We start from the raw sequence: 26,844 nt of genomic DNA, 5'->3' as shown, positions 1-26,844 counted from the left end.
CCAATTGCTAAGAAATGCGTATTCATCTTCGGCATATCCAATAGCACCATCTCTTAACGCATCACGCATTGAAAAACTCAAGTCCTTCGAAAATTCCCGGTATGCATTCTCAAATGCTTTAAAACTCAAACGCTTTTCATATTCGACTAAAAACTGTTCTGTTGTCATGTCACGAAGTTCTGTGTAATAACCTTCCTTAAAGGCTATGGAATCTTCTAAACTTTTCGCGGAAACCTTTGCTTCCTCAACCATTTCAGGAGTTTGATCCTGAAACCAATCAAAATCTGCTGCATCGTAAGGCGACACACTCGCGATCAGTTGAACTCCGGTGCATTTTTTCAAAAGTCCTGAAGCAAGTGCGTATGGACCGCCTCCTGACCAGCCAACGGAAACAAAGTTTTCAATATCTAGTTGGTTTAAAATTTCTTGGAGATCATCATTTGAGTCAATGATCCGATGGCCAACTTTTCTATCACTTCCGGCATATCCAGGGCGAGTAAACGCGATTGCCCTAATTCCTTTTTCTGCCGCGGCCGCTAACCATGTTCCCCAAACAGTCATGGATGTTGGAGTTCCGTGATGAAGGATTAAGGCTGACTTGGATGAAACTCCGTTGTCGATGTATTCGATAGAGCGACCATCGGAGAGCTTCAGGGCGTTACTCATACAGTCATGATGGCACTAAATCTGGCGGAGGATGAGGGATTTGAACCCTCGATAGGTTGCCCTATACACGCTTTCCAAGCGTGCGCACTCGGCCGCTATGCGAATCCTCCCGAGGAGGTGAACTCTATCGGTGGCTGTAACTATGATTGCGCCAGATCCCTCGTACGGCGTTACCGTACTGAACTCCCCCAGGGCAGGAATGCAGCAAGGGTAGGTCCGCTCTGGCGGGTGTGCGAGGGGTCCTTTTAATAGGGTGTGCAGGTAGGAAAACAGGCGCGACGAACAGTAGAGGAGCAGGCGATGTCATTAGCTTTGTATCGTAAATATCGTCCCTCTGTTTTTGCAGATGTCATTGGGCAAGAACATGTAACTGTTCCACTTTCAAATGCTTTGGAATCAGGTCGCACACACCACGCATATTTATTTAGTGGTCCTCGTGGTTGTGGCAAAACTTCTAGTGCACGAATCATGGCGCGCTCGCTTAACTGTGAAAAAGGCCCAACACCTAACCCATGTGGCGATTGTCAATCATGTAAAGATTTAGTTGCGAATGGTCCAGGTTCATTAGATGTTATTGAACTAGATGCTGCGACCCACGGTTTAGTAGATGATGCGCGCGACCTACGCGATAAAGCATTTTTCGCGCCAGTTCAGAGTCGTTACAAGATTTACATTATTGACGAAGCACATCAGCTTGGACCAGGTGCAGCCAATGCATTGCTAAAAGTTGTGGAAGAGCCACCAGCACATGTAATTTTCATTTTTGCTACAACTGAACCAGATAAGTTAATTGCAACTATTCGTTCTCGTACACACCACTATCCATTCCGTTTAGTTCCACCCGGGACTTTGGCAGCGCACCTAGAAAAGGTTTGTAATTCTGAAGGTGTAAAAGTTGATAAAGGTGTTATTCCACTTGTAGTACGTGCATCTGGCGGGTCTGTTCGTGATGCACTTTCTGTACTGGGTCAATTATTAGCTGGTGCCGGCAAAGATGGCGTTAGCTACGAAATTGCAATTCAACTACTTGGCTTTACAGATGGCGCGTTATTAGATGATGCAATCGATGCGATTGCCGCTCATGATGGTGCAACGTTGTTTAAGACTATTGATCGCGTTATCGAATCAGGACATGATCCACGCAGATTCACCAGCGATATGTTGGAACGAATTCGCGACTTAATGATTGTTGATGCGCTCAAGGATTCAACAGCTAATTCAATCTTGCGCGATATGCCAGATGATCAAATGGAACGCATGCGCAATCAGGCAAACAGAATTGGTACGGCAAATCTTTCGCGCGCAGCAGATATTGCAGCAGAGGGTTTGACCCAAATGCGTGGGGCTACTGCGCCGCGCTTAATCCTGGAACTCATTTGCGGGCGCATTTTGTTGCCAATTGGGGACAACACCGAGGCGGGGATGCTTTCACGCATTGAACGACTTGAAAGAGCAGAGAACATTGCTCCTCTTACGACAGCTCCCGTTGCTTCCGCTCCAACTCGAACCGTGGAGCCAAAAGAAAGAGCAACCTCCACTCATTCGACTGAAGCACTCAGCAACTCTAAAGTGGAAGAAGTAAAAACGACTGCTACTACAAAGGACTCCGCCCCGGTCGCGGTACCGAAGGCTCATGTTCCGGGCAACTTTGATATTGCCGCACTAAGACGTGCGTGGCCGGATGTAATTGAAGATGTAAAGAAGCGTCGCAGACTTACGTGGTCGTTGTTGTCAGCAAGTGCGCAGGTGCTTAGCGTTGATGAGGATGCGATCACTATTGGCATTGTTAATGCTGGCGCAAAGGAAAGTTTTGAACGTTCCGAATCTGATGTGATTCTGCGAAACGCATTTATTGATGTGGTGGGATTGGATCGAAAGATTGCGGTGGTTGTTGATCCTTCTATTGATACCAATACGCCGGCGGCGCGAGAGACAAGAACATCTGAAGCACCAAGTGATGCTGTGCTTTTGTCAGGTGCTGCGTTGCTGGCAAAAGAGCTTGGCGCAAAAGTTATTGAAGGTAAGTAATAGATGTCAGGAATGTACGAAGGTGCAATTCAAGATTTAATTGACGCGCTCGGTCGCTTGCCAGGTATTGGTCCAAAGAGTGCGCAGCGAATCGCTTTTCACATTTTGCAATCTGATTCCGAAGTTGCCTCCGCCCTTGTTGATTCAATTCGTGTTGTTAAAGAGCGAGTTAAGTTCTGTGTGGTGTGTGGAAATGTTTCTGAAGAAGATGAATGTCGTATTTGTCGCGATCCTCGAAGAGATAACACCATCATTTGTGTTGTCGAAGAAAGCAAAGATGTAATTGCAATCGAACGTACTCGCGAATTTCGCGGTAAGTACCATGTGCTTGGTGGCGCAATTAGTCCGATTGATGGCATTGGTCCCGAACAACTTCGAATTCGCGAGCTAATGATTCGTTTGGCAGATGCTGGAATCGTTGAAGTTATCTTGGCAACTGATCCAAACCTTGAGGGCGAAGCAACAGCTACCTATTTATCCCGATTAATTAAGCCGATGGACATAAAGGTGTCGCGTTTGGCCAGCGGATTGCCGGTGGGCGGAGATTTGGAATATGCCGATGAAGTTACCCTTGGCCGCGCCTTTGAGGGCCGTAGGGATGTTTAATCTCATTAATTGAGATGTTTATCGTCTCATTATTTGGGAAAAGCCGGAAATCAGGTAGCCCCAATCAATTCTGTGCTTCATGATTGAGCCATGGGACTAATTGTTCAGAAATACGGCGGCTCTTCAGTGGCAGATGCTGCTGGGCTAAAGCGCGTAGCCAACAGAATTGTGGCGGCAAAGCGGGATGGTAATCAGGTTGTTGTTGTGGTTTCAGCAATGGGCGATACCACCGATGAATTAATTGATCTAGCCGAACAAATCACTCCTATTCCTCAGGGCCGCGAACTAGATATGTTGCTAACCGCTGGTGAGCGAATTTCAATGGCGTTACTTGCAATGGCAATCAACAACTTGGGCCACGAAGCGTTGTCCTTTACCGGCAGCCAAGCAGGTGTGATTACAACATCTGCACATGGTCGCGCTCGCATTATCGATGTGACACCTGGTCGAATAAAAGAAGCGTTAGATGGCGGTGCAATTGCAATCGTTGCTGGCTTCCAAGGAATCTCGCAAGACACAAAGGATGTAACAACATTGGGTCGCGGTGGTAGCGACACAACAGCGGTTGCTTTAGCTGCAGCGTTAGAAGCAGATGTTTGCGAAATCTATACAGATGTTGACGGTGTATTCAGCGCCGATCCCCGTGTTGTTCCAAGTGCTCGTAAATTAAAAACAGTTACTTACGATGAAATGCTCGAACTCGCAGCAAGTGGCGCAAAAGTTTTGCACTTGCGTTGCGTCGAATACGCACGCCGTTACAACCTACCAATTCACGTACGTTCATCTTTTACTACAAATGAAGGAACATGGGTGGTCAAAGATCATCCAGAAGGAGGCAGCATGGAGCAAGCAATTATCTCGGGTATCGCACACGATAAGTCCGAAGCGAAAATAACGATCGTGGGAGTACCTGACCGAACTGGTGTTGCTGCACGTATCTTCCAAGCAATTGCAGATGCCGACATCAATATCGACATGATTGTGCAAAACGTTTCCGCTGCTGCAACTGGTCTGACAGATATTTCATTTACCTTGCCAAAGGCTGAAGGCGCTGCAGCAACTGCAATTTTGCAGAAACTACAGGGCGAAGTTGGCTTTGCCTCAATTCAATACGATGATCAAATCGGCAAATTGTCATTAGTTGGCGCTGGTATGCGCTCACATCCAGGCGTCACCGCAACATTCTTTGGTGCTCTATCGGATGCAGGCGTGAACATTGAAATGATTTCAACCTCTGAAATTCGCATTTCAATAATCTGTCGCGAAGCTGATCTAGAACGAGGAGCAAAGGCAGCTCACACTGCATTTGAATTAGATGCAGATCAAAATGAAGCAGTTGTATATGGAGGAACTGGACGATGAGTAAAAAAGTGAAGAAAGTTTCTAAGAAACCAACACTTGCCGTCGTTGGCGCAACAGGTGCTGTTGGCACTGTAATGCTCAGCATTCTTTCTGAACGTAAAGATGTCTGGGGCGAGATCCGTTTGATCGCTTCAGCGCGCAGCGCTGGTAAGAAGTTAACATGTCGCGGAGAAGAATTGACTGTCGTAGCACTTTCGCCAGAAGCTTTTGATGGCATCGATGTTGCAATGTTTGATGTTCCAGATGAAGTGTCGGCAGAGTGGGCACCAATTGCTGTTTCACGTGGCGCAATTGTTGTTGATAACTCAGGTGCCTTCCGCATGGATCCAAAAGTTCCATTGGTTGTTCCTGAAGTAAATCCAAAAGATACAAAGAAGCGCCCAAAGGGAATTATTTCAAATCCAAACTGCACAACACTTTCGATGATTGTTGCAATGGGCGCACTTAACAAAAAGTATCAATTGAAGGAACTCGTAGTTGCTTCATATCAAGCAGCATCTGGCGCAGGACAACCTGGCATCGATGCATTGCGTGAACAGATTTCTGCAGTTGCCGGTAAGAATCTTGGTGAAGCAACAGGAGATGTTCGTACCGTTGTGACAAAGAACGATGTATTCCCAGCACCACTTGCACTAAATGTGGTGCCATGGGCAGGATCACTCAAAGAAGATGGCTACACATCCGAGGAACTTAAGGTTCGCAATGAATCTCGCAAGATCCTAGGAATGCCACGCTTAAAGGTTTCTGCAACATGTGTTCGTGTTCCAGTCCTGACAACACATTCACTTGCGGTGCATGCAACATTTAAAAATGAAGTAACTCGAAAAGGAGCGCAAAAGCTCCTTGAGAAGGCTGCCGGAGTTACCTTGCTTGATGATCCTGAAAACAAGAAGTTTCCAACACCAAATGATGCTGTTGGAACAGATGCAACCTGGGTCGGCCGAGTACGTCGTTCACCAGATGACAAGAAATCTCTTGATTTATTCTTGTGCGGAGACAATCTGCGCAAGGGAGCAGCTCTAAATACCGCTCAGATCGCAGAGTTATTGGCGGTAGAGTTAACAAAATGACAATCAAAGAAACATTACGCGCCGACTTAACTGAAGCAATTCGTGGTCGCAATGAAATCACATCAAGCACTATCCGTATGGTTCTAACCGCAATTACTAATGAAGAGGTTGCCGGTAAAGAAGCACGTGTTCTAAGTGATGATGAAGTAATTGTTGTTTTATCCCGCGAGGCAAAGAAGCGTCGCGAAGCTGCCGAAGCATTTGAAGGTGCGGGCCATCCAGAAAAGGCTGCGCTGGAAAAATCAGAAGGCGAAGTAATTGCTAAGTATTTACCCGCACAGTTAACTGCAGATGAGGTTAAGCAGATCATCGCTGATGCAATCGCAGCAACTGGTGCTGCAGGTCCTGCAGACATGGGCAAGGTAATGGGCGCGATAAAGGCGAAGATTGCAGGAAAGGCTGATGGAGCACTTGTTTCATCACTAGTGAAAGAGAGTCTCAACAAATGATTAAGTATGAATACGCAACAGTCCCTCTCCTTTCACATGCAACTAAGCAGATCCTTGATACTTGGGGCTCAGATGGTTGGGAACTCGTTCAAGTTATTCCAGCACCTGGCACAGGCGAACAGCTTGTTGCGTACATGAAAAGAGCTATCGCATGAATAAGGTTGATGTTCGTGCAAAGTTAGCCGAACTTGGTTTAGAACTTCCAGTTGCTGCAAAGCCAGTTGCTGCTTATGTTCCTGCGATTCGCACAGGTAATTTAGTTTTCACTGCAGGACAACTTCCATTAGTTGATGGCCAGATGGCTGGTGTTGGCAAAGTTGATGGAGAGATCACTCCTGAGCGCGCAAAAGAGCTTGCGCAAATTTGTGCACTTAACGCACTTGCAGCAGTTGAATTGGTTGCAGATGTAAACAAGATTACAAAGATTGTTCGAGTAGTTGGATATGTAAATGGCGTATCTGGTTACATCAATCATCCAGCTGTTGTTAATGGCGCATCTGAACTGTTTTTAGCCATCTGGGGCGATGGTGCAAAGCATGCACGCAGCGCTGTCGGAATTGCAGAGCTTCCACTTAACTCACCAGTGGAAATCGAACTAACAGTCGAAATTACTGACTAATCACTTACCGCGCTTTGAAAGACGTTCAAAATCTGTAATCAAAACAGCGCGACCATCTAGTTTTAACCAGTTGCGTCCTGCGAAGTCTGCAAGTGCTTTATTAACGGTTTCGCGAGATGCACCGACTAGTTGTGCTAATTCTTCTTGAGTTAGATCGTGGTGAACAAATAAACCATCATCTGTTTGCTTTCCAAAACGCTCGCCAAGATCAATGAGCGCCTTAGCAACTCGTCCAGGAACATCAGAGAAAACTAGATCGCCAACTGCTTCATTTGTACGGCGAAGTCGCTGTGCCAAACGTGCAAGAAGTTGCAAAGAAACCATTGGATTTTCGATAAGCCATGGCAGCAACTTGTCTTGTCCAAGACTTAATAACTTCGCATCGGTTACTGCAGTTGCAGTTGATGTGCGTGGGCCTGGATCAAAAAGACTTAATTCACCAAACATTTCGCCAGGTCCAAGAATTGACAGCAGGTTTTCGCGACCATCACCACTAGAAGTTCCAAGCTTTAACTTGCCTTCAGCAATTACATACAGGTGATCGCCTTCATCGCCTTCTGCGAACAAAACAGATCCCTTTGAAATCTTTACGGTAACCATATTTGCCACCAAGGAAGCGGCAGCGACATCATCTAGCGCAGTAAAAAGAGGCGCTTTACGAATAACTTCTTGATCTATAGGCACGAGGGGTACTTTACTACCCATGGTGGTCGATAGCGAAACCCGCAAAGAGGCTAGGGCTGTGTACCGCATTCTTACTAAGACCTATCCAGAAATACGCTGCGAGCTAGATTTCACCAACCCGCTCGAGTTATTGATTGCTACGGTGTTGAGCGCACAGTGCACAGATAAGAGAGTCAACACTGTTACGCCAGCGCTTTTTAAGAAGTATAAGAATCCGAAGGCCTATGCAAAAGCAGGCATGCACGAGATTGAAGATCTGATTCATTCCACTGGTTTCTATCGCGCTAAAGCCCGCAACATAAAAGGACTGAACATCAAATTGCTAGAAGATTTTGGAGGAGAAGTTCCGCGAACTCTTGAGGAATTAATAACCTTGCCAGGGGTTGGTCGCAAGACGGCCAATGTTGTTTTGGGGCATGCATTTGATACTCCTGGAATAACTGTAGATACACACTTTGGTCGTCTGTCTAGGAGATTTGGTTGGACCAAAGAAACCGATCCAGTAAAAGTTGAAATGGTTGTTCAGCAATTAATTCCACAAGCCGAGTGGACAAATCTTTCGCAGCGAATGATTTGGCACGGGCGTCGTATTTGTCATTCGCGTAAACCAGCTTGTGGAGCATGTCCTGTTGCAAAAATTTGCCCAAGTGTTGGAATTGGCGAAATGAATAAAGAGAAAGCGTTACTGTTGGTTAAAACAGATAAGGATTTCAGGTGAGAAAAGCGTTAGCAGCAGTTTCCCTAATGCTTCTTACCTCATGTTCTTCAACATCAACATACGTAAAAGGTGAAGTTGTTTCATGCGATTCGATTACACAGAACACAACATCTGTTGATGGAATTCAATTGGATTGTTTGGATGGTTCTACTGGCGCACAACTCGGAGCGCTGCAAGGCCCCATGATTGTTAATGTGTGGGGATCATGGTGTGGGCCTTGCAAGGAAGAAATTCCAATTCTTAGATCCTTTTATGAGAAAGCTAAAGACAAGGTCGCGCTAATTGGTGTTGATGTCGAAGAGGCCAGAGTTGAGGATGGCCGAAAGTTTGTAGAAGAAAATGGGATCACATGGCCCAATTTGTTTGACTCAGATGGTCGCTCACGTGAGTATTTCGGTATGGGCGTGCCGGTTACCTGGTTTATTGCAGCAGATGGTTCTGTTTCAGGCAAAAAGATTGGCGTTTTCAAGAATGAGGCCGAACTGATCGCATTGGCAGACAAATACTTAGGTGTGCAGCTCTAGTCCTCATCCTTTGAAGTATGCAAACCATCTGAAATCAAGCGCATAACATTGGGATCAGCCAAGGTTGTGGCATCTCCAACTTGGCGATTTTCAGCAACATCCTTTAATAATCGCCGCATAATCTTGCCACTTCTGGTTTTTGGAAGCTCTGCGACAACCAGAATCTGACGTGGTTTAGCGATGGCACCGATTTGCTTGGCAACATGGTTTCGCAGCTCGGTAATAAGAGTTTCTCCCTTTGCATGCGCAATTCCGCCACGCAAAATAACGAAGGCAACAATTCCTTGTCCTGTCATCGCATCTTGTGCGCCAACTACAGCTGCTTCGGCAACTGCTTCATGTGAAACAAGAGCAGATTCAACTTCAGTTGTAGAAATACGGTGTCCTGAAACATTCATGACATCATCAACTCGACCGAGCAACCAGATTGCACCATCTTTATCTAACTTGGCGCCATCACCAGCAAAATAGATTCCTTCAAATCGGGACCAGTAAGTTTCTTTATATCGCTCATCTTCGCCCCAGATACCGCGCAACATTCCGGGCCACGGCTTATCCAAAATTAAATAACCACCATGTCCTTTTGCAACAGGGTTTCCATTGTCATCAACAACAACTGCGCTGATTCCAGGAATCGCGGTCATTGCAGAACCAGGTTTTGTTGCGGTTACACCTGGTAAAGGTGAAATCATGATTCCACCAGTTTCTGTTTGCCACCAGGTATCAACAATTGGGCAGCGGTTTCCACCAATAACTTCGCGGTACCACATCCATGCTTCAGGATTAATTGGTTCACCAACTGATCCCAATAAACGTAGCGACGACAAATTGTATTTATTAGGAAACTCATCGCCCCATTTCATCCACGTACGAATCAACGTAGGCGCGGTGTACAAAATAGTGACGCCATATTTTTCGATTAACTCAAAGATGCGTCCCTTATGAGGAGTATCAGGGGTTCCTTCGTACATAACCTGTGTTGCACCATTTATTAGTGGCCCATACACAATGTAGCTATGGCCGGTAATCCAACCCACATCTGCAGTGCACCAATAAACATCTGTTTCAGGCTTGATATCAAAGACAACTCGGTGGGTATAGGCAGCCTGAGTTAAATAGCCGCCTGTTGTATGGAAGATTCCCTTTGGTTTTGCAGTTGTGCCCGATGTGTACAAAATAAACAATGGGTGCTCAGAATCGAAAAATTCTGCGGTGTGATCTGTTGATTGGCGACTAACAATCTCATGCCACCAAACATCAGTTTCCGAATTCCAGGCAGTCTCTTGTTTGGTTCGCTGTACAACTAAAACCTTTTTAACATTGTGTTGACCTTTAAGCGCTTCATCTACGGCAGGCTTTAAGGCGAACGCTGCACCTTTTCTAAATCCACCATCTGCTGTGATAACTAATTTTGCATCAGCATCTTGAATTCGGGACAACAACGCATCGGCAGAAAATCCACCGAAGACAACACTATGTGGCGCTCCGATACGGGCACAGGCAAGCATTGCAATTGCAGCTTCGGGAATCATCGGCATATAAATTGCAACGCGATCACCAGCAACAACTCCAAGTTCGGTTAATGCATTTGCTGTTTTCTTTACTTCAGTCAACAACTGCGCATATGTAATTGTTTGTATATCGCCCGGTTCGCCTTCAAAATGAAATGCAACACGATCGCCGCGACCTTCTTGCACATGACGATCCAAGGCATTTACAGATGCGTTGATTTTGCCGCCAACAAACCATTGAGCAAACGGTGATTCCCATTCCAGAGTTTTATTCCATGGTGTTTGCCATGACAGCCGTTTTGCTTGCACATCCCAAAATGCCAAGCGATCGCTTTCGGCTTGGTCATACAGATCGGGCTTTGCATTTGCCTGGGCTGCAAACTCGGCGGTCGGAGGAAATTGACGATCCTCGCTGAGCAGGTTTTCTAGGGACTCGTGATCTTGGCTCATAACGCTAGAGGCTACCTGCTTGGCATTGTTATCAACAGACAAAGCGGTGATGGATTTTTGGCGTGCCAAGCGGTTTCACAATGCGCCAAAGAGAGGAGAAACAATGCTTACATCCTTCATTTTGATGCTGATCAAACTGCTAAGCAGCCCAGTTCTGGTAGCCGCTCTTGCCAAATTCTTGGCAAACGCCCTCAAAACACTGAGCTGACAGCGAAAAAGACCCTCCGCTAACCCCCTGCGGAGGGTCTTTTTGTGCCAACTAGGCGAAGGTGAGAGGATTGGCCGTAAGCCTCTAGACGACTCAATGAAGCGCTCGGTCTAAAGAATTACAACGAGTCCATAGGAGTCAGAATGCCAATTGCAACCCCCGAAATTTTTGCGGATATGTTGGATCGCGCTAAAAAGGGCGCATTCGCTTACCCAGCAATCAACGTTTCATCATCACAAACCATCACTGCTGCTATTCGTGGATTCGCCGAAGCAGAGTCAGATGGAATTATCCAATTTTCATGGGGCGGCGCGGAATACGCATCGGGCTCAACAGTTAAGAACATGGTTGATGGCGCAGTTGCGCTCGCAGAGTTCGCACATGTTGTTGCAAAGAATTACAAAGTAAATATTGGAATTCACACTGATCACTGCCCAGCAGAAAAGTTAGATGGCTTTATGCGTCCACTTCTTGCAATTGGTGCAGATCGAATTAAATCTGGCAAGGGACCATTGTTTACCTCACACATGTGGGATGGATCTGCTGTTGACATGGTTGAAAACATGAAGGTCGCTAAGGAAATGTTGGCGATGTCTGTTGCTGCCAGAACTATTCTTGAAATCGAAATCGGCGTTGTTGGTGGAGAAGAAGATGGCATCGAAGCTAAGCATGATGCAAAGCTGTACTCAACACCTGAAGATGCATTAATGACAATTGAAACACTTGGAACCGATGTAAATGCTCGCTACATGGTGGCAGCAACATTTGGAAATGTTCATGGTGTTTACAAGCCAGGCAATGTTGTACTGCAACCAAAGATCCTTGCAACATTGCAAGAAGCAGTTGCCGCAAAGCTTGGACTACCTGCCGGAAGCAAGCCAATGGACTTGGTATTCCATGGTGGTTCTGGATCGCTACTTTCTGAAATCCGCGAATCACTTGATTACGGTGTAATTAAGATGAATATCGATACAGATACTCAGTACGCATTTACACGCCCAGTTGTTGATCACATGCTCAAGAACTATGACGGCGTGCTAAAGATCGATGGCGAAGTTGGAAACAAGAAGGCTTACGATCCTCGCGCGTGGGGTAAAGCTGCAGAAGCAGGAATGGCCGCTCGCGTTGTTCGCGGCTGTGAAGATTTACGCTCTGCCGGTACTTCATCACTTAAGTAATTAACAACTAGTCGGAGAGGCTTTACTCATGCCTGCATTGGTATTACTCGGAGCTCAGTGGGGCGACGAAGGCAAGGGTAAAGCTACCGATTTGTTGGGTGATCGCGTTGATTATGTAGTTCGCTATCAAGGCGGAAATAACGCAGGCCACACAGTTGTAATCGGTGATCAAAAGTACGCACTTCACTTACTGCCATCAGGAATTCTTTCTCCAAATGTAATTCCTGTAATCGGTAATGGTGTCGTCATTGATCCAAGTGTTTTGCTTGAAGAAATTCGTGGCTTAAATGAGCGCGGTATCAATACCAGCAAGCTTTTAATTTCAACGAATGCGCATTTGATTACTCCTTATCACCGCACAATCGACAAGGTATCCGAGCGCTTCTTAGGTAAGTCAAAGATCGGAACAACTGGTCGTGGTATCGGACCTGCATATGCTGACAAAATCAACCGTATTGGTATCCGCGTGCAAGATTTATTTGATCCTTCAATTCTTCGTCAAAAACTTGAAGGTGCATTGCGAGATAAGAATCAGATTTTGATTAAGGTTTTCAATCGCAAGAACATCGAAGTAGATGAAGTTCTAGAAGAGTATTTAAAGTACGCCGATCTTTTGCGCCCATATGTTGCAGATACGGTTTTGATTTTAGATCAAGCGCTAAAGGCTGGAAAGAAAGTACTTCTAGAGGGTTCTCAAGGCACTTTGCTCGATGTTGATCATGGAACATACCCATTCGTGACTTCAAGTAACCCAACTGCTGGCGGTGCTTGCACAGGTTCAGGAATTGGACCAACAAAGATTGATCGCGTCATTGGTATTTTAAAGGCTTATACAACTCGTGTTGGTAGCGGCCCATTCCCAACTGAATTATTCGATGAAGATGGCGAAGCGTTACGTCGTATTGGTGGCGAAATTGGTGTGACTACTGGCCGTGCACGTCGTTGCGGTTGGTTTGATGCACCGATTGCTCGCTATGCGGTTCGTGTAAATGGCTTAACTGATTTCTTCCTAACAAAGCTAGATGTGCTAACTGGCTGGGAAAAGATTCCAGTCTGCGTTGCCTACGAAATTGATGGCAAGCGCGTTGAGGAACTACCTGCGTCACAAACAGATTTCCACCATGCAAAGCCAATTTATGAATACTTAGCTGGCTGGACTGAAGACATTTCACATGCTCGTAAATTGTCAGACTTACCAAAGAATGCCCAAGATTATGTTGCATTCTTAGAAAAGATCTCAGGTGCGCCTATGAGTGCAATCGGCGTGGGTCCTGGTCGCGATCAAACAATTGTCGTAAAGGATTTCATCTAAGAATGAAAATCCTCCTAGTCGGAAGCGGCGGACGCGAACACGCACTAGGAGCAGGACTGCAAGCAGATCCAGCATGTACCGAACTACATGTAGCACCAGGTAATCCCGGCATCGCACAGATTGCGCAGTGCCATCCACTTGTGATTAAAGATAATCAGGCAATCCTCGAATTGGCTCAGCGATTAAACATTGATCTCGTTGTTATAGGTCCTGAAGTCCCTTTGGTCAATGGTGTTGCTGACATCCTGCGAGCGGCCAATATCGCTGTGTTTGGCCCTTCTAAAGCCGCTGCCCAATTAGAAGGTTCAAAGAACTTCGCCAAAGAAGTCATGCGCGATGCTGGTGTCCCAACTGCGCATAGTTTTACTTGCAGCACACAAGAAGAAATTGAAATCGCTTTAGATGCATTTGGTGCTCCTTACGTCGTAAAAGATGATGGTTTAGCTGCAGGCAAAGGTGTTGTTGTTACTAATGATCGTCAAGAAGCTTTAGCTCACGCATTAGCATGCAAGCGAGTTGTTATTGAAGAATATTTGAATGGTCCAGAAGTTTCATTATTTGGAATAAGTGATGGAACAACAATTGTGCCAATGCAACCAGCACAAGATTTTAAACGAGCATTTGATGGTGATGAGGGTCCAAACACTGGTGGCATGGGTGCGTACTCACCATTGCCATGGGCACCATCGGACATTATTGAAGACACATACAAACAAGTTCTTGCCCCGATGATTGCCGAAATGTCAGCTCGCGGAACCCCATTTGTTGGTTTGTTATATGCAGGTCTTGCACTTACTGATCATGGAACTCGAGTTATTGAATTCAATGCGCGCTTTGGTGATCCAGAAACACAAGTATTGATCCCACTACTAAAGACTCCTCTTGCAACTTTGTTGTACAACGCCGCAACCGGAAATCTAAAAGAGACAACTTTGGATTGGAAAGCAGATTCAGCTGTGACAGTTGTACTGGCTGCTGAAGGTTATCCAGCGGCACCAAAGAGTGGTGGGGTAATTACAGGCTTTTCTGCAATCGAGAATGTTCAGATTTTCCACGCAGGTACATCCCATAGTGATCAAGGTGTAGTTGCATCAGGTGGTCGAGTTCTAACAGTCACAGGAATTGGTGAGGATCTGACTGAAGCCCGAAACCTTGCCTACCGTGCGATAAGCCAAATCTCACTTTCCGGTTCTTTTTATCGCACAGACATCGCCCTTAATGCGTCGGTGGCAGAGAAGGGCAATTAAATGACGGATAATTCACCAATGAGCCTGCTTGCTAGCCGATATGCATCAGCTGCGATGCGCGAAATCTTCGCGCCAGAGGCCAAAATCATCGCCGAACGCCAGCTGTGGGTTGCGGTCATGCGCGCTCAATCAACGCTGGGCCATGCAATATCAAAGGATGTAATTACAGATTACGAAAATGTAATTACACGAGTGGATCTTGCATCAATTGATGCCCGTGAAAAGCAGACACGTCACGATGTGAAAGCGCGAATTGAAGAGTTCAACGCACTTGCTGGCCACGAAGCAATTCATGCAGGAATGACTAGCCGTGATCTAACTGAAAACATCGAAGCGCTACAGATTCGAAACGGTCTTGAAATTGTTCATGACAAGGTTGTAACTCTTCTTGCTCGTCTAGCAGAGCGTGCAACACAGTATGTGAATCAACCAATAGCCGGACGTTCACATAATGTGCCAGCACAGATCACAACTTTAGGAAAGCGTTTCGCGTCCGCCGCCGAAGAGTTGTTGTTTGCCTATGAACGACTAACTGCTTTGCAAGGTCGCTACCCAATGCGAGGAATCAAGGGTCCGGTCGGAACAGCTCAGGATTCAATAGATCTTCTTGGATCAACGGATGCGCACTTCAAATTAGAAGGGGCAATTGCCAAAGAACTTGGCTTTAATAATGTTTTAGATTCAACCGGTCAAATCTATCCACGCTCTTTTGATTATGATGTTGTTACAACACTTGTTCAGCTTGCAGCATCACCATCATCTCTTGCTACTTCAATTCGCCTGATGGCTGGAGCCGAACTTGTCACTGAAGGCTTTAAAGCTGGACAGGTTGGTAGCAGCGCAATGCCTCACAAGATGAATACACGATCATGTGAGCGAGTAAATGGTCTTTCAGTTGTTTTGCGTGGATATGCAGCAATGGTTGGCGAACTTTCTGGCGATCAATGGAATGAAGGCGATGTTTCATGCAGTGTTGTTCGCCGCGTTGCGTTACCTGATGCGTTCTATGCAATAGATGGCTTGCTCGAAACAATGCTTACAGTCCTTGATGAATTCGGCGCTTTCCCAGCGGTAATTAGCGCTGAATTAGAGCGTTATTTGCCATTCTTGGCCACAACAAAAATCCTCATGGCCGCTGTCAAGTGCGGCGTTGGTCGCGAAGTCGCACATGAAGTCATTAAAGAGCATGCGGTTAAAGCTGCACTTGGAATGCGTGAAGGAAAGAAAAACACACTTCTTGATGATCTTGCAGCAGATGATCGTTTACCACTTGATCGCACTGCACTAACTGCGTTGATTAGTGATCCCATCGAATTTACTGGCGAAGCTCGCCAACAAGTAGCTCGAGTTGTTAGTCGCATCGGTGCGATTACATCCGCGCACCCTGCCGCAGCGCAGTACAAGCCCGGCTCTATTCGGTGAGCGGCTTTGGCCCAGCTGGCCCACCGCCAGCGCCTGAAATAACTGGGTGGAAACATCTGCGCACCGGAAAAGTTCGAGATCTTTACACAAATGACAACAATGAAATTTTGTTGGTCGCATCAGATCGAGTTTCGGCATATGACTGGGTGATGCCAACTGTTATCCCCGGCAAAGGCGAAGTGCTGACTCAGCTATCGCTATTTTGGTTTGAACTACTGGAAGATATTGTCGGCAACCATATTGTTTCTACCGATGTTCCTGCATCAGTTGAAGATCGCGCAATTATCGTGCAACCACTAACTATGTTTAATGTTGAATGCGTAGCCCGTGGCTACTTAACAGGTAGCGGTTGGAACGAGTACCAAAACAACAAAGCGGTCTGTGGAAATAAGCTGCCGGATGGTTTGCTTGACGGATCACAATTGCCAGACAGCATCTTTACTCCAGCAACTAAAGCTGAAATTGGTGATCACGACATAAATATTGATTTTGATGGTGCTGCAGAAATTGTTGGGGCCGAAGATGCTGAAGAACTTCGCGACCTAACAATCAAGTTATATGAAACGGCTGCAGAGTTTGCAGCAAGCCGTGGAATCATCGTGGCGGATACAAAGTTTGAATTCGGGCGCAACGAAAAAGGGCAGATACTGCTGGGGGATGAGGCGCTAACCCCTGATTCTTCACGGTTTTGGGAGGCTTCAACCTGGAAGCCGGGCGGGGTTCAACCCTCGTATGACAAACAGTTTTTACGTGACTATCTAGTATCAAGTGGATGGGATAGAAATAGCCCACCCCCTGAACTACCTGGTGAGATCGTAGAAAAGACAGCACAACGTTACGAAGAAGCATTTTTCCGAATTACCGGCAGCAAGTTCTAACAGGGAGATACGCAAATGGCAAAAATCGTGGTTGATGTGATGTTAAAGCCCGAGATTCTTGATCCTCAGGGAAATGCAGTTGCAGCTGCGTTGCCACGACTTGGGTTCACCTTCGCTACATCTGTCCGCCAAGGAAAACGATTTGAAATAGAAATCGATGGCGAGCCAACGCCGGCACAATTAGCAGAGGTCGAGAAAGCCGCAGAAGTATTGCTGTCTAACCCAGTGATTGAAAATTACGTCGTGAGAGTTGAAAAGTAATGCGCGTTGGAGTAATTACATTTCCAGGAACTCTGGATGATCGTGATGCTGCTCGTGCGGTAGTGGCAGGAGGCGCTGAAGCTATTTCTCTGTGGCATGGCGACGCAGACTTAAAAAATGTTGATGCTGTAATTCTGCCTGGTGGATTTTCTTATGGTGACTACTTACGATGTGGCGCGATTTCACGATTTGCACCAGTTATGCAACTCGTCATTGAAGCAGCAAATAAAGGAATGCCAGTTCTTGGTATCTGTAATGGTTTTCAGGTTCTGTGTGAGTCACATTTATTGCCAGGTGCATTAACCCGCAACTCTGATCTTCATTTTCTGTGCCGTGACCAAGAGATTGAAATCGTTAATAACACAACCGCGTGGACCAGCTCCTTTAAACAAGGTGAACACATCGTTATTCCGCTTAAGAATGGCGAAGGCTCTTTTCAGTGTGACGATCAAACTCTTGCATTACTCGAAGGCGAGGGTCGCGTTATTGCCCGTTATGTAGGTGAAAACCCCAACGGGTCGCGTAATTTGATCGCCGGAATAAGTAATGCCAAGGGCAATGTCGTGGGCCTAATGCCGCACCCCGAACATGCGATTAATGAACTAACTGGGCCATCTGCACAAGGCCTTGGTTTCTTTACATCGATTTTGAATGCGATGGTGAAGTAATGGCGTTAGATACAGTCGCAATTGCACAGTCAACACCTGATAACTCACAACCATTTGCCGAACTTGGTTTGAAGGAAGATGAGTACGCGCGCATCAAAGAAATTCTTGGTCGACGTCCAACATCATCTGAACTAGCTATGTATTCAGTGATGTGGTCCGAACACTGTTCGTATAAATCATCAAAGGTTCACTTGAAGCAGTTTGGCGAAAAAGCACCAAAATCTGATGCGTTGTTAGTTGGAATTGGTGAAAATGCAGGTGTAGTGGATGTGGGTCAGGGATATGCCGTAACTTTCAAAATTGAATCACACAACCACCCATCATTTATTGAGCCATACCAAGGGGCTGCAACAGGTGTTGGCGGAATTGTCCGTGACATTTTGACGATGGGTGCTCGACCAATTGCAGTTATGGATCCATTGCGCTTTGGTCCAGCAGATGCACCAGACACTCGTCGCGTGTTACCAGGAATCATTGCCGGCGTAGGTGGATACGGAAACTGCCTAGGTTTGCCTAACATTGGCGGCGAAGTTACTTTTGATGAAACATATGCTGGCAATCCACTTGTTAATGCTTTGTGTGTTGGCGTAATGAAGCACAGCGATATTAAGTTGGCAAAGGCAGCAGGTGCAGGCAATTTAGTTGTGTTGTATGGGGCAAAAACAGGTGGCGATGGCATCGGTGGAGTTTCAGTACTTGCATCAGAAACATTTGGTGCCGGCGGATCTACGAAGCGTCCAAGTGTTCAGGTAGGTGATCCCTTTGTTGAAAAAGTTTTAATTGAATGCTCGTTAGAAATATTTGCTGAAGATTTAGTCGTTGGCATCCAAGACCTTGGCGGGGCAGGCTTATCGTGTGCCACAAGCGAGCTGGCATCAGGTGGTTCTGGGGGCATGAAGGTGCAGTTGGACAAGGTTCCACTGCGTGATCCATCCCTTTCACCCGAAGAGATCTTGATGTCTGAATCACAAGAGCGCATGTGTGCAATTGTTGAACCTAGCAAAATTGATCGTTTCTTAGAAATCTGCAGGAAGTGGGATGTAACCGTCACAGTTATTGGCGAAGTTACAGCTGGCAATCACCTTGAAATCACCTGGAATGGTGAGTTAATTGTTGATGTTCCACCACGCACCGTGGCCCATGATGGTCCTGTTTACAATCGACCATTGGCACAACCGGCATATATCAATCAAGTAAATGACCAAAAGGTGAATGTTCCGATTCCGGTAACTGCCTCAGAAATCAAAGCAGCTGTTTTGAAATTAGCTGCAGCGCCTAATCTTGCAGATAAATCCTGGGTTACCTCGCAATATGACAAGTATGTTCAGGGAAACACTATTCAATCCCAACCAGATGATTCTGGAATGGTACGTATTGATGAGACAACACATTTAGGTGTTGCCATTTCAACTGATGCCAATGCAAACTGGTCGTATCTGAATCCATATCAAGGCGCGAAGTTGGCTTTGGCAGAAGCGGCGCGAAATATTGCAACGGCAGGTGCCAGACCACTTGCTGTGACTAATTGTCTTAACTTTGGTTCTCCTGAAGATCCAGGTGTTATGTGGCAGTTTGCAGAATCAGTTAGAGGATTAGCAGATGGTTGCTTAGAAATGGGACTTCCGGTAACCGGTGGAAATGTTTCCTTCTATAACCAGACTGGATCAGTTGCGATTTTGCCAACACCTGTCATTGGTGTGCTGGGTGTAATTCAAGATGTTCGTACTCGCACCCCAATGAGTTTTACCCAAGCAGGATTGGATCTGTATCTATTAGGAGAAACTCACGAAGACTTAGCCGGAAGTGAATGGGCTTTCTTGCACAACCAGCGCGTTGGACAATCACCAGATGCTGATTTACAGCGCGAAATGCGCCTTATCGAGCTACTTCTCGAAGGAAATTCTTTCTTTGCCGCAGCCCATGATTTAAGCCAAGGCGGATTATCCGCTGGGCTAACTGAAATGGTTTTGCGACATAAAGTCGGTGCAACAGTTTCCTTGAATAATGTAGGAATTGATTTGTTGAGTGAATCACCTGGACGTGTAATTGTCGCAATTGATTCATCACATACCGAACGTCTTGAAGGATTAGCGACAAAAAATGCGATTGCGATTGCAAAGCTAGGTACTACTGGGGGAGATTCATTAGTAATTAATGACGCAGATATTTCCTTGGCTGAGCTTTCAAATGCACACACATCCACATTCCCGAAGTTATTTGGGTGATAAATATGCGCGATCAACAGATACTGGAGCAGGTTAAGAGCACTCTTGCGCTTTTGACTACAAAGGCACCTGGTCGTGCAATCGAAGTTCGCATTCCGCCATATGCAGCTGTGCAATGTGGTGATGGCCCGACTCACACTCGTGGGACGCCACCAAATACTATTGAAATGAATGCAGATACGTGGCTAGCGTTGGCTTCTGGAAAATTAAGTTGGGCCGATGCCATGAGCAGCGGTGCGATTGCAGCATCAGGTGTTCGTGCTGATTTGACTGATTACCTACCGTTAGGATCTAACCTATGAGACGCCCTGATGGTTTGCTCAATCACAATGTTTTGGGTGAAGATAAAGGCCCTCAAGATGCCTGTGGTGTATTTGGCGTGTGGGCCCCTGGTGAAGAAGTCGCAAAGCTAAGTTTTTATGGTTTGTATGCCTTGCAACACCGCGGAACCGAGTCTGCTGGAATTGCGACAAGTGATGGCGAAAGAATTCTTATCTTCAAAGATATGGGTCTTGTTTCGCAGGTATTTACCGAAGGCGATCTTGCAACACTTAAAGGCAACCTTGCTATTGGTCACTGTCGATACAGCACGACTGGATCAAGCACCTGGGTTAATGCGCAGCCCACATTACGCCCAACTAAGTATGGAACACTAGCTTTAGCTCACAATGGCAACCTGACAAATACTGGCGATCTGGCCGAACTGGTGCAAAAGCTTGAAGGATCAGCAACAAGCATGAGTGGCATAACAACAGATACAGAAATCATGTCTGCCCTAATTGCATTGCAAGATGAAAAAAATGTTGAAGCTAGCGCGTTAGCGGTGTTGCCACAACTAGAAGGTGCTTTTTCGCTTGTCTTTATGGATGAACACACCTTGTATGCAACGCGAGACCGACATGGTGTTCGCCCATTAGTACTTGGCAAACTAGAAACCGGCTGGGTAGTTGCATCTGAAAGCGCTGGACTAGATATTGTTGGCGCTGCTTTTGTACGAGAAATTGAACCTGGAGAATTCATTGCGATTGATAGCAATGGCGTCCGTTCGCAGCGGTGGGCCGAGGCACAACCCAAGGGTTGCTTGTTTGAATATGTCTATCTTGCCCGTCCTGATACAACAATTGCCGGCAGTGGTATCCACAAAACACGCGTGGCAATCGGCGCGCAATTAGCGAAAGAAGCACCTGTTGAAGCTGATCTGGTAATCCCAGTTCCAGAATCTGGAACACCAGCTGCGATTGGTTACGCAAAAGAGTCAGGGATTCCTTTTGGATTGGGTCTTGTCAAAAACTCTTATGTCGGACGTACTTTTATTCAACCTTCGCAGACTATTCGCCAACTTGGCATTCGACTAAAACTAAACCCACTTCGCGAAATTATTGAAGGCAAGCGAATTGTCGTGGTCGATGATTCGATTGTTCGCGGAAATACCCAGCGCGCAATTGTGCGCATGTTGCGCGAAGCTGGGGCCCGCGAGATTCATGTGCGTATTTCATCTCCTCCAGTTAAGTGGCCCTGCTATTACGGCATCGATTTTGCAACGCGCGCAGAATTAATTGCTAATGGTTTAGAGGTCGAAGAAATTCGTCGTTCAATCGGCGCTGATTCCTTGGGGTACGTCTCTTTAGATGGCCTAATTTCAGCGACCCAGGTAGCTTCTGATCGCCTTTGTTCTGCCTGTTTTACCGGTGAATATCCAATTCGTATCCCTGAGGACATGTCTGAAGGAAAACTGCGCCTAGAAATCACGGAAGTGCACGGTAACTAATGTCTACTTATAAAGATGCAGGGGTCGATATTGATGCCGGAGATCGCGCGGTCGAATTAATGAAAGCATCTATCGCCAAAGCATCTCGTCCTGAAGTAATTGGCAGCATTGGTGGATTTGCTGGTCTATTTGATGCAAGCAAGCTAAAGAGTATGAAACAACCTTTGCTTGCAACATCAACTGATGGTGTTGGTACAAAAACCGAAATCGCGCGCGCACTTGGTAAGTACGACACTATCGGTGAAGATTTGGTTGCCATGGTTGTTGATGATTTAGTCGTATGTGGCGCTGAGCCTTTGTTCATGACTGATTACATCGCAGTCGGAAAAGTTATCCCAGAAAACATTGCTGACATTGTTGCCGGAATCGCACGAGGGTGCGCGAAAGCAAACACCGCTTTGATCGGTGGAGAAACAGCCGAACATCCTGGATTGTTAGCAGATGATGAGTTTGATATTGCTGGCGCTGCAACTGGAGTTGTCGATGCAGAACATCAGTTAGGCGCGCACCGAGTTAAAGCGGGCGATGTCATTATTGGAATGCCTTCGAGTGGATTTCATGCAAATGGATTCTCGCTTGTTCGCCACATTATTAAGACCGCTGGATTAAGTCTGCAAGCAAACGTCAGTGAATACGGAATGACATCGGGTGAAGTTTTTCTAAAGCCTACTGAGATTTATACACTCGATTGTTTAGCGTTGATTAAATCAATGCCAGAACACTTGCATGCTTTTTCACACATTACAGGTGGAGGAATTGCAGAAAACACTGCACGAGTGATTCCAGAACATTTAACAGCTACTTATGATCGTTCAACATGGGCGTTGCCTGTTGAAATGGAGTTCATGGCAAAGATGGGCGGAGTCCCACAGGCCGATATGGAGCGCACCTGGAACTGCGGCATCGGAATGAGTGCGTTTGTTGATCCAGCTGTTGCCGATCTGACCCTGCGATCTTTAGCCGCTCGGGGGATGAAAGCGTGGGTTGCCGGGGTTGTAACTGAGCGTAAAGGCTCTGATCCACGCTCAACTTTGGAAGGTTCCTACCAAGCGCGATAACCTACCTCCCTGACGCACAGCAATTAGTGAAGGAGGTCGCCCATGGGTCGCGGCCGCGCAAAAGCAAAGCAAACCAAAGTTGCACGTGATTTGAAATATAACGCGCAAGATATGGATCTTGATCGTCTTGCCAAAGAACTTCATGGCGAAGTCGATAACACTTCACGCAAGGATGACGATGATCCTTTTGCTGAGGGCAATTACATTCCACGTGCGTGAGAGCTACACCGTACGTCGCTTCACTTCGTATCTACGAACCACTTTCTGCATTTGATCCAGCTGATCGTTTACGTTGGCAAAATTTAGAAAGTGATGAAACAAGTTTTAATCGCGAAGAAGAACTAGCCCTACATCGAGTTGTTCAACCTGAGCCACCAGCAGGTCGCCCCGACGGGGTTCATATTTTAGATCGTAATGGCATTCGTTATGTGTCACCATGGGCAACTGCAACTCGTTGTTGGGCGGCATTAGATAATTTCAAAGATTCATTGCCAAGTACTGTTGTTCCATTCTTTGTTTCATCAGCAATGGAAGAAGTAATAACTGCAGGTGTTGATTTATTGGATGACAAAGTTCCGCATATTCTTAATGAGACGTGGATAATTCCGCCCCGGTGGTTCATTTTGTTTTCACCAGAGGAAAGATTTCGCGGTGACAATGAGCATGGAAAGTTTTGTATTTCGCACACAACAATCGCTAATGCAAAACAACGGTGCGATAGCGCACACGATGCAGTATTAGGTGCTTTCGGTGATGGTCCGGTAGAACAAGAACTTGAAAATCTCTTGGCGTGGTTAGAAATGTTTCACCCACAATCGTTAGTAGAACTTGATTACGGTGGATTAGCTAATTACATGGATAAAGCTCTACGCGATAATGGTGAAAACGGATTAGACGCAGACACTTCAATTGAGGATGTAACTAGTTCAGTTGCTGGACTTGCTACCGCTGATGGAATGGCTGCTGGTGTGGGATATCAACGTTTAATGTCCCGTTGGCGCTTAGTTCAGGCCTTCGAGCAAGCCTCGTAGGTATTGCTTCACGCTCGGATACGGGCAATACTTCACCCCAATACAGGCTAAATCGGACACAGCACAATCTAAAGGAGTCGCTATGAGCAACCGCATCCCTGATGCCGAAGTTCTTTTGACCCCGAAAGAGGTCGCACAACGATTTCATGTAAATCCAAAGACTGTTACGCGCTGGGCGAAGGCTGGAAAGCTGACAGCAATTCGCACATTAGGTGGACATCGTCGCTATCGCGAATCAGAAGTTTTAGAACGTTTGCGCGAATATAAAGAGTCAAGTTCTTAGCCCGTCCAACTATTAGTTTGGAAGGCGGTAGAGTTAACCCATGGCCGATAAAAATGATGACATGAAGGCACGAATGCTTGCCGCCCTTGAAGCAAAAAAGAACAAGCCGGGTGCACCAGGCACGCAAAATCATTCTGAATCAGGATCAAAGATCCGCGGCGGACAACGCAGTGGTGGAGCTCCTCAGGTTCAGCGCAAGGCCGGACCTTCAGGTTCAGGATCTGCGGGCTAAATACTTTACTGAGTAATTACCAGCGTTGATCGTGGTTCAACAACAACTGAGCCAGCAGTTAGTTTGCGAATAACAGAAGTTCCCGCGATTCCAGATTCAACCAGAACCGACCAACTTCCAGATTTAGGCAAAGTGATTGTTTGTGGAGTTGTGTTTGCATTGTGCACAACAACCAAGGTCGCCGCAGAATCTTTTACTGCACTGCCGTTGAGTGAGTAAGCGATAGTTCCTTCTGGTGATGTAAGGAATTTCAAGTTCTTTCGAACTTGATCTGTTGTCTCCATACGGAAAGCAGGATGTGCCTTACGTAAAGCGATTAACCCCTTGAAATACTTAACCGTAGAAGCGTTTGTTGATTGGGTGCTCCACTTTAATGAATTTACAAGGTCGCTAGATTTGTAGCTATTTGAATCTCCACCCTTTGATCGCAGAAATTCTTGTCCTGCTTGCATAAATGGCATTCCCTGAGCCAAGAACGGAATTGAAGAGGCAAGTCGACTTAATTGTGCAATATCAGCTGGCTTTGCGTCCTTAACACTGGCGGTTATTTTGTCTACCAATGTCATGTTGTCATGTGATTCAACATAGTTTACGGATTGACCTGGCGCTAATGTCGTCCACTTTGTCATTATCTCGGTTGAGTAATCGGTATTACCGACGATACCTGCAAGCACATTCATTTTCGAAGTGAATTTTCCTGTGGCAAAACCGGTGTCTGCTGAATCAAATACAGAACCCTTAATGCCATCTCGGATCTGATCATTAAAGTGTGCGACTCTAGGCAACTCAGAGATATTTAGCTGATTTGCTCTCTTATTTGCTGGCAGAGTTCCCATGTTCCAACCTTCACCAATTACCAGAATAGTTGGATCAATCTTCTTCAGTGCAGCTGTAATTTCGTTAATGGTTTCAATGTCCATTAAACCCATCAAGTCAAAGCGGAACCCGTCCAAGTTGTACTCAGTTGTCCAGAACTTGACTGAATCGACGATGAATTTACGAACCATTGGTCGCTCTGATGCAACGTCGTTGCCACAGCCGCTACCACTAGTTAAGTTTCCATTGTCATCGCGGCGGAAGAAGTACCCTGGAACAATCAAGTTTTGACTAAATGTATTTGCGTTTGAAACATGGTTATAAACCACATCCATATTCACGCGTAGTCCAGCCTTATGCAATCCCATGATTGCGCTTTTCAGTTCGGTAATGCGCGCTGTTGGCTTCGTTGGATCTGAGCTATAAGAACCTTCTGGAACGTTGTAATTTTGAGGATCATAACCCCAGTTAAATGTAGGAAGATTCTCATTAACAGTTGCAAAATCAAATATCGGCAATAATTCGACGTGTGTTACACCGAGATCCTTGATCGCAGCGACACCAGTTTTTACTCCCTTATTATTTGTATTCAACTCTGTGAGAGCTAAGAACTTACCCTTATTTTTTGCTGAAATACCACTAGATGCATCCACTGATAGATCTCGAACGTGAAGTTCGTAAATGACAGCATCGGTTGGCTTCCCACTAAATTTCGGTTTTGCAGTGCTCCAACCCTTGGGATCTGTGGCATCCAAATTAACGATTACTCCACGGGCTCCGTTAACAGTTGTAGCGCGTACATATGGATCTACCGCTTCATTTACTGTGTTATTTACGCTAACACGATAGTTAAACACAGTGCCATTTTGGTCACCCTTAAGAGTTGCAACCCAAGTGCCCTTTGTGTCATATGTCATTTTCGTTAATGCACCAGATGATGAAGGTGAATCAGATTCTTTGTAAGTTACAACATTGACTGCTGTGGCGGTAGGAGCCCAAACGCGCAACTTTGTTGAGGTCTTTGTGTATGTGACACCTAGATCGTTGCCTGTGTAGGTGTACTTGGCTGCAAATTCAGGAGAGTCATACAGCTTTGTTAATTCAATCGCGGGATTTTTTGGAATCGGTGTTGTAGGAATTGAATAGTGAATTGTTGGGTCTCCTTGTCGTAACCAAATTTCAACATTTCCTGTGTCTGGAATATTGGTGATAAATCGATCATCACCCATATCTTTTGAATCCCAAGCACCTTTTCGAACAATTATTCCAATGTTTTCAAACTTATCCATTCCTTCAATTTTGACCGTTGCTATTTTTCCAAAAGCATCGTCAGCAGTAAAAGTGACACCTTTAGAATCAACATCAACATCTGCACCAGAAGTCAGGTTCTTCCATAACCATAAGTTCCAATCCTGATAATCATTACCAGGGCGCTGGTAATGGACTGTAAGATTGACGGTAGATGGAATAGCGGTTGCGATTGCAGGCAAGCCAAAGGTAAAGGTTGCAATCAAAGCCACTAGCAGTTGAATTTTCTTGGATACAGTTTGGTTTCTCATGACCGTAACTT

Annotated in this window: 28 protein-coding genes, 1 tRNA gene and 1 other RNA gene; 25 read left to right on the top strand and 5 right to left on the bottom strand. The window is 46.0% G+C overall.

Going from position 1 to position 26,844, the window contains the following annotated elements; genetic code table 11:
* Positions 1–666 (bottom strand): alpha/beta fold hydrolase (locus tag AC9UGD_RS04240; protein ID WP_509569980.1); only part of this gene is annotated, 666 nt, incomplete at its 3' end.
* A gap of 22 nt (positions 667–688) precedes the next feature.
* Positions 689–776: transfer RNA gene (locus AC9UGD_RS04235), tRNA-Ser, on the bottom strand.
* Between the two features lie 41 nt (positions 777–817).
* Here AC9UGD_RS04235 and ffs point away from each other — a divergent pair.
* The 8 genes from ffs to AC9UGD_RS04195 all read left to right on the top strand — a co-directional run bounded on the left by ffs (position 818) and on the right by AC9UGD_RS04195 (position 6,800).
* An RNA gene (gene ffs / locus AC9UGD_RS04230) (signal recognition particle sRNA small type) lies at positions 818–914 on the top strand.
* Positions 915–966: 52 nt separating this feature from the next.
* A complete protein-coding gene (locus tag AC9UGD_RS04225; protein WP_509569977.1) occupies positions 967–2,694 on the top strand; it encodes a DNA polymerase III subunit gamma and tau in 1,728 nt (575 codons plus the stop codon).
* A gap of 12 nt (positions 2,695–2,706) precedes the next feature.
* Positions 2,707–3,300: a recombination mediator RecR gene (gene recR, locus AC9UGD_RS04220; RefSeq protein ID WP_509569998.1), complete on the top strand. Its 594-nt coding sequence runs from the start codon at positions 2,707–2,709 to the stop codon at positions 3,298–3,300.
* Positions 3,301–3,390: 90 nt separating this feature from the next.
* Positions 3,391–4,662: an aspartate kinase gene (locus AC9UGD_RS04215; protein WP_509569974.1), complete on the top strand. Its 1,272-nt coding sequence runs from the start codon at positions 3,391–3,393 to the stop codon at positions 4,660–4,662.
* Positions 4,659–5,732 carry an aspartate-semialdehyde dehydrogenase gene (locus tag AC9UGD_RS04210; protein WP_509569971.1) on the top strand — a complete coding sequence of 358 codons (1,074 nt, stop codon included), beginning with the start codon at positions 4,659–4,661 and terminating at the stop codon, positions 5,730–5,732. Before AC9UGD_RS04215 ends, AC9UGD_RS04210 begins: the two co-directional genes overlap by 4 nt.
* Positions 5,729–6,181, top strand: coding sequence for a GatB/YqeY domain-containing protein (locus AC9UGD_RS04205; RefSeq protein WP_509569968.1), 453 nt, complete (start codon positions 5,729–5,731; stop codon positions 6,179–6,181). Before AC9UGD_RS04210 ends, AC9UGD_RS04205 begins: the two co-directional genes overlap by 4 nt.
* Entirely contained in the window at positions 6,178–6,336 is a 159-nt protein-coding gene (sp36, locus tag AC9UGD_RS04200; protein WP_509569965.1) for a Sp36 family protein, read from the top strand. Before AC9UGD_RS04205 ends, sp36 begins: the two co-directional genes overlap by 4 nt.
* Complete coding sequence (locus AC9UGD_RS04195) at positions 6,333–6,800, top strand: RidA family protein (protein WP_509569962.1); 468 nt, start codon at positions 6,333–6,335, stop codon at positions 6,798–6,800. Before sp36 ends, AC9UGD_RS04195 begins: the two co-directional genes overlap by 4 nt.
* Here the strand turns inward: AC9UGD_RS04195 and AC9UGD_RS04190 are convergent, their stop codons facing one another.
* Positions 6,801–7,505, bottom strand: coding sequence for a Crp/Fnr family transcriptional regulator (locus AC9UGD_RS04190; RefSeq protein WP_509569959.1), 705 nt, complete (start codon positions 7,503–7,505; stop codon positions 6,801–6,803).
* Between AC9UGD_RS04190 and nth the strand changes: the two genes are divergently transcribed.
* Together nth and AC9UGD_RS04180 are read left to right on the top strand one after the other, a co-directional pair.
* The gene (gene nth / locus AC9UGD_RS04185; RefSeq protein WP_509569956.1) at positions 7,504–8,202 is read left to right on the top strand and encodes an endonuclease III; all 699 of its coding nucleotides are present in this window, start codon (positions 7,504–7,506) and stop codon (positions 8,200–8,202) included. The genes AC9UGD_RS04190 and nth overlap by 2 nt on opposite strands.
* Positions 8,199–8,726: a TlpA family protein disulfide reductase gene (locus AC9UGD_RS04180; RefSeq protein ID WP_509569954.1), complete on the top strand. Its 528-nt coding sequence runs from the start codon at positions 8,199–8,201 to the stop codon at positions 8,724–8,726. Before nth ends, AC9UGD_RS04180 begins: the two co-directional genes overlap by 4 nt.
* Here AC9UGD_RS04180 and acs read toward each other — a convergent pair.
* Entirely contained in the window at positions 8,723–10,687 is a 1,965-nt protein-coding gene (acs, locus tag AC9UGD_RS04175) for an acetate--CoA ligase (protein ID WP_509569952.1), read from the bottom strand. The genes AC9UGD_RS04180 and acs overlap by 4 nt on opposite strands.
* Before the next feature lie 351 nt (positions 10,688–11,038).
* Here acs and fbaA point away from each other — a divergent pair, with 351 nt between their 5' ends.
* From fbaA to AC9UGD_RS04100, 15 genes are all read left to right on the top strand, one after another.
* The gene (fbaA, locus tag AC9UGD_RS04170) at positions 11,039–12,073 is read left to right on the top strand and encodes a class II fructose-bisphosphate aldolase (protein WP_509569950.1); all 1,035 of its coding nucleotides are present in this window, start codon (positions 11,039–11,041) and stop codon (positions 12,071–12,073) included.
* 28 nt (positions 12,074–12,101) lie between these two features.
* Positions 12,102–13,385, top strand: a complete 1,284-nt coding sequence (locus AC9UGD_RS04165; RefSeq protein WP_509569948.1) for an adenylosuccinate synthase — start codon at positions 12,102–12,104, stop codon at positions 13,383–13,385.
* A 2-nt stretch (positions 13,386–13,387) separates the two neighbouring features.
* Positions 13,388–14,632 carry a phosphoribosylamine--glycine ligase gene (gene purD / locus AC9UGD_RS04160; RefSeq protein ID WP_509569946.1) on the top strand — a complete coding sequence of 415 codons (1,245 nt, stop codon included), beginning with the start codon at positions 13,388–13,390 and terminating at the stop codon, positions 14,630–14,632.
* A complete protein-coding gene (purB, locus tag AC9UGD_RS04155; RefSeq protein WP_509569944.1) occupies positions 14,633–16,054 on the top strand; it encodes an adenylosuccinate lyase in 1,422 nt (473 codons plus the stop codon). It abuts the gene before it with no gap.
* Positions 16,051–16,932, top strand: a complete 882-nt coding sequence (locus tag AC9UGD_RS04150) for a phosphoribosylaminoimidazolesuccinocarboxamide synthase (RefSeq protein WP_509569942.1) — start codon at positions 16,051–16,053, stop codon at positions 16,930–16,932. Before purB ends, AC9UGD_RS04150 begins: the two co-directional genes overlap by 4 nt.
* Positions 16,933–16,947: 15 nt before the next feature.
* Entirely contained in the window at positions 16,948–17,193 is a 246-nt protein-coding gene (purS, locus tag AC9UGD_RS04145; protein WP_509569940.1) for a phosphoribosylformylglycinamidine synthase subunit PurS, read from the top strand.
* Positions 17,193–17,861 carry a phosphoribosylformylglycinamidine synthase subunit PurQ gene (purQ, locus tag AC9UGD_RS04140; RefSeq protein ID WP_509569937.1) on the top strand — a complete coding sequence of 223 codons (669 nt, stop codon included), beginning with the start codon at positions 17,193–17,195 and terminating at the stop codon, positions 17,859–17,861. The genes purS and purQ overlap by 1 nt, the downstream gene beginning before the upstream one ends.
* Positions 17,861–20,086: a phosphoribosylformylglycinamidine synthase subunit PurL gene (gene purL, locus AC9UGD_RS04135; protein WP_509569934.1), complete on the top strand. Its 2,226-nt coding sequence runs from the start codon at positions 17,861–17,863 to the stop codon at positions 20,084–20,086. The genes purQ and purL overlap by 1 nt, the downstream gene beginning before the upstream one ends.
* A 5-nt stretch (positions 20,087–20,091) precedes the next feature.
* Complete coding sequence (locus tag AC9UGD_RS04130) at positions 20,092–20,388, top strand: sterol carrier family protein (protein WP_509569931.1); 297 nt, start codon at positions 20,092–20,094, stop codon at positions 20,386–20,388.
* Positions 20,385–21,854: an amidophosphoribosyltransferase gene (gene purF / locus AC9UGD_RS04125; RefSeq protein WP_509569929.1), complete on the top strand. Its 1,470-nt coding sequence runs from the start codon at positions 20,385–20,387 to the stop codon at positions 21,852–21,854. Before AC9UGD_RS04130 ends, purF begins: the two co-directional genes overlap by 4 nt.
* Complete coding sequence (gene purM / locus AC9UGD_RS04120; protein ID WP_509569926.1) at positions 21,854–22,912, top strand: phosphoribosylformylglycinamidine cyclo-ligase; 1,059 nt, start codon at positions 21,854–21,856, stop codon at positions 22,910–22,912. The genes purF and purM overlap by 1 nt, the downstream gene beginning before the upstream one ends.
* A gap of 42 nt (positions 22,913–22,954) precedes the next feature.
* Positions 22,955–23,131: a DUF3073 domain-containing protein gene (locus tag AC9UGD_RS04115; protein WP_509569923.1), complete on the top strand. Its 177-nt coding sequence runs from the start codon at positions 22,955–22,957 to the stop codon at positions 23,129–23,131.
* Entirely contained in the window at positions 23,128–23,943 is an 816-nt protein-coding gene (locus AC9UGD_RS04110; protein WP_509569920.1) for a DUF8083 family protein, read from the top strand. The genes AC9UGD_RS04115 and AC9UGD_RS04110 overlap by 4 nt, the downstream gene beginning before the upstream one ends.
* A gap of 82 nt (positions 23,944–24,025) precedes the next feature.
* Positions 24,026–24,226, top strand: coding sequence for a BldC family transcriptional regulator (locus AC9UGD_RS04105; protein WP_509536655.1), 201 nt, complete (start codon positions 24,026–24,028; stop codon positions 24,224–24,226).
* A 40-nt stretch (positions 24,227–24,266) separates the two neighbouring features.
* The gene (locus AC9UGD_RS04100; RefSeq protein ID WP_506626544.1) at positions 24,267–24,458 is read left to right on the top strand and encodes a DUF5302 family protein; all 192 of its coding nucleotides are present in this window, start codon (positions 24,267–24,269) and stop codon (positions 24,456–24,458) included.
* 5 nt (positions 24,459–24,463) lie between these two features.
* Here the strand turns inward: AC9UGD_RS04100 and pulA are convergent, their stop codons facing one another.
* Entirely contained in the window at positions 24,464–26,833 is a 2,370-nt protein-coding gene (gene pulA, locus AC9UGD_RS04095; RefSeq protein ID WP_509569916.1) for a type I pullulanase, read from the bottom strand.
* Positions 26,834–26,844: the final 11 nt, after the last annotated feature.

The organism is Candidatus Planktophila sp., assembly GCF_044232745.1.
Classification (GTDB): domain Bacteria; phylum Actinomycetota; class Actinomycetes; order Nanopelagicales; family Nanopelagicaceae; genus Planktophila.
This window is presented reverse-complemented; position numbering and strand designations above follow the sequence as displayed.

Coding starts and splice junctions, on each gene's coding strand:
- AC9UGD_RS04225 (WP_509569977.1), top strand. CDS start 967: ATGTCATTAGCTTTGTATCGTAAATATCGTCCCTCTGTTTTTGCAGAT.
- recR (WP_509569998.1), top strand. CDS start 2,707: ATGTACGAAGGTGCAATTCAAGATTTAATTGACGCGCTCGGTCGCTTG.
- AC9UGD_RS04215 (WP_509569974.1), top strand. CDS start 3,391: ATGGGACTAATTGTTCAGAAATACGGCGGCTCTTCAGTGGCAGATGCT.
- AC9UGD_RS04210 (WP_509569971.1), top strand. CDS start 4,659: ATGAGTAAAAAAGTGAAGAAAGTTTCTAAGAAACCAACACTTGCCGTC.
- AC9UGD_RS04205 (WP_509569968.1), top strand. CDS start 5,729: ATGACAATCAAAGAAACATTACGCGCCGACTTAACTGAAGCAATTCGT.
- sp36 (WP_509569965.1), top strand. CDS start 6,178: ATGATTAAGTATGAATACGCAACAGTCCCTCTCCTTTCACATGCAACT.
- AC9UGD_RS04195 (WP_509569962.1), top strand. CDS start 6,333: ATGAATAAGGTTGATGTTCGTGCAAAGTTAGCCGAACTTGGTTTAGAA.
- nth (WP_509569956.1), top strand. CDS start 7,504: ATGGTGGTCGATAGCGAAACCCGCAAAGAGGCTAGGGCTGTGTACCGC.
- AC9UGD_RS04190 (WP_509569959.1), bottom strand. CDS start 7,505: ATGGGTAGTAAAGTACCCCTCGTGCCTATAGATCAAGAAGTTATTCGT.
- acs (WP_509569952.1), bottom strand. CDS start 10,687: ATGAGCCAAGATCACGAGTCCCTAGAAAACCTGCTCAGCGAGGATCGT.
- fbaA (WP_509569950.1), top strand. CDS start 11,039: ATGCCAATTGCAACCCCCGAAATTTTTGCGGATATGTTGGATCGCGCT.
- AC9UGD_RS04165 (WP_509569948.1), top strand. CDS start 12,102: ATGCCTGCATTGGTATTACTCGGAGCTCAGTGGGGCGACGAAGGCAAG.
- purD (WP_509569946.1), top strand. CDS start 13,388: ATGAAAATCCTCCTAGTCGGAAGCGGCGGACGCGAACACGCACTAGGA.
- purB (WP_509569944.1), top strand. CDS start 14,633: ATGACGGATAATTCACCAATGAGCCTGCTTGCTAGCCGATATGCATCA.
- purS (WP_509569940.1), top strand. CDS start 16,948: ATGGCAAAAATCGTGGTTGATGTGATGTTAAAGCCCGAGATTCTTGAT.
- purQ (WP_509569937.1), top strand. CDS start 17,193: ATGCGCGTTGGAGTAATTACATTTCCAGGAACTCTGGATGATCGTGAT.
- purL (WP_509569934.1), top strand. CDS start 17,861: ATGGCGTTAGATACAGTCGCAATTGCACAGTCAACACCTGATAACTCA.
- AC9UGD_RS04130 (WP_509569931.1), top strand. CDS start 20,092: ATGCGCGATCAACAGATACTGGAGCAGGTTAAGAGCACTCTTGCGCTT.
- purF (WP_509569929.1), top strand. CDS start 20,385: ATGAGACGCCCTGATGGTTTGCTCAATCACAATGTTTTGGGTGAAGAT.
- purM (WP_509569926.1), top strand. CDS start 21,854: ATGTCTACTTATAAAGATGCAGGGGTCGATATTGATGCCGGAGATCGC.
- AC9UGD_RS04115 (WP_509569923.1), top strand. CDS start 22,955: ATGGGTCGCGGCCGCGCAAAAGCAAAGCAAACCAAAGTTGCACGTGAT.
- AC9UGD_RS04105 (WP_509536655.1), top strand. CDS start 24,026: ATGAGCAACCGCATCCCTGATGCCGAAGTTCTTTTGACCCCGAAAGAG.
- AC9UGD_RS04100 (WP_506626544.1), top strand. CDS start 24,267: ATGGCCGATAAAAATGATGACATGAAGGCACGAATGCTTGCCGCCCTT.
- pulA (WP_509569916.1), bottom strand. CDS start 26,833: ATGAGAAACCAAACTGTATCCAAGAAAATTCAACTGCTAGTGGCTTTG.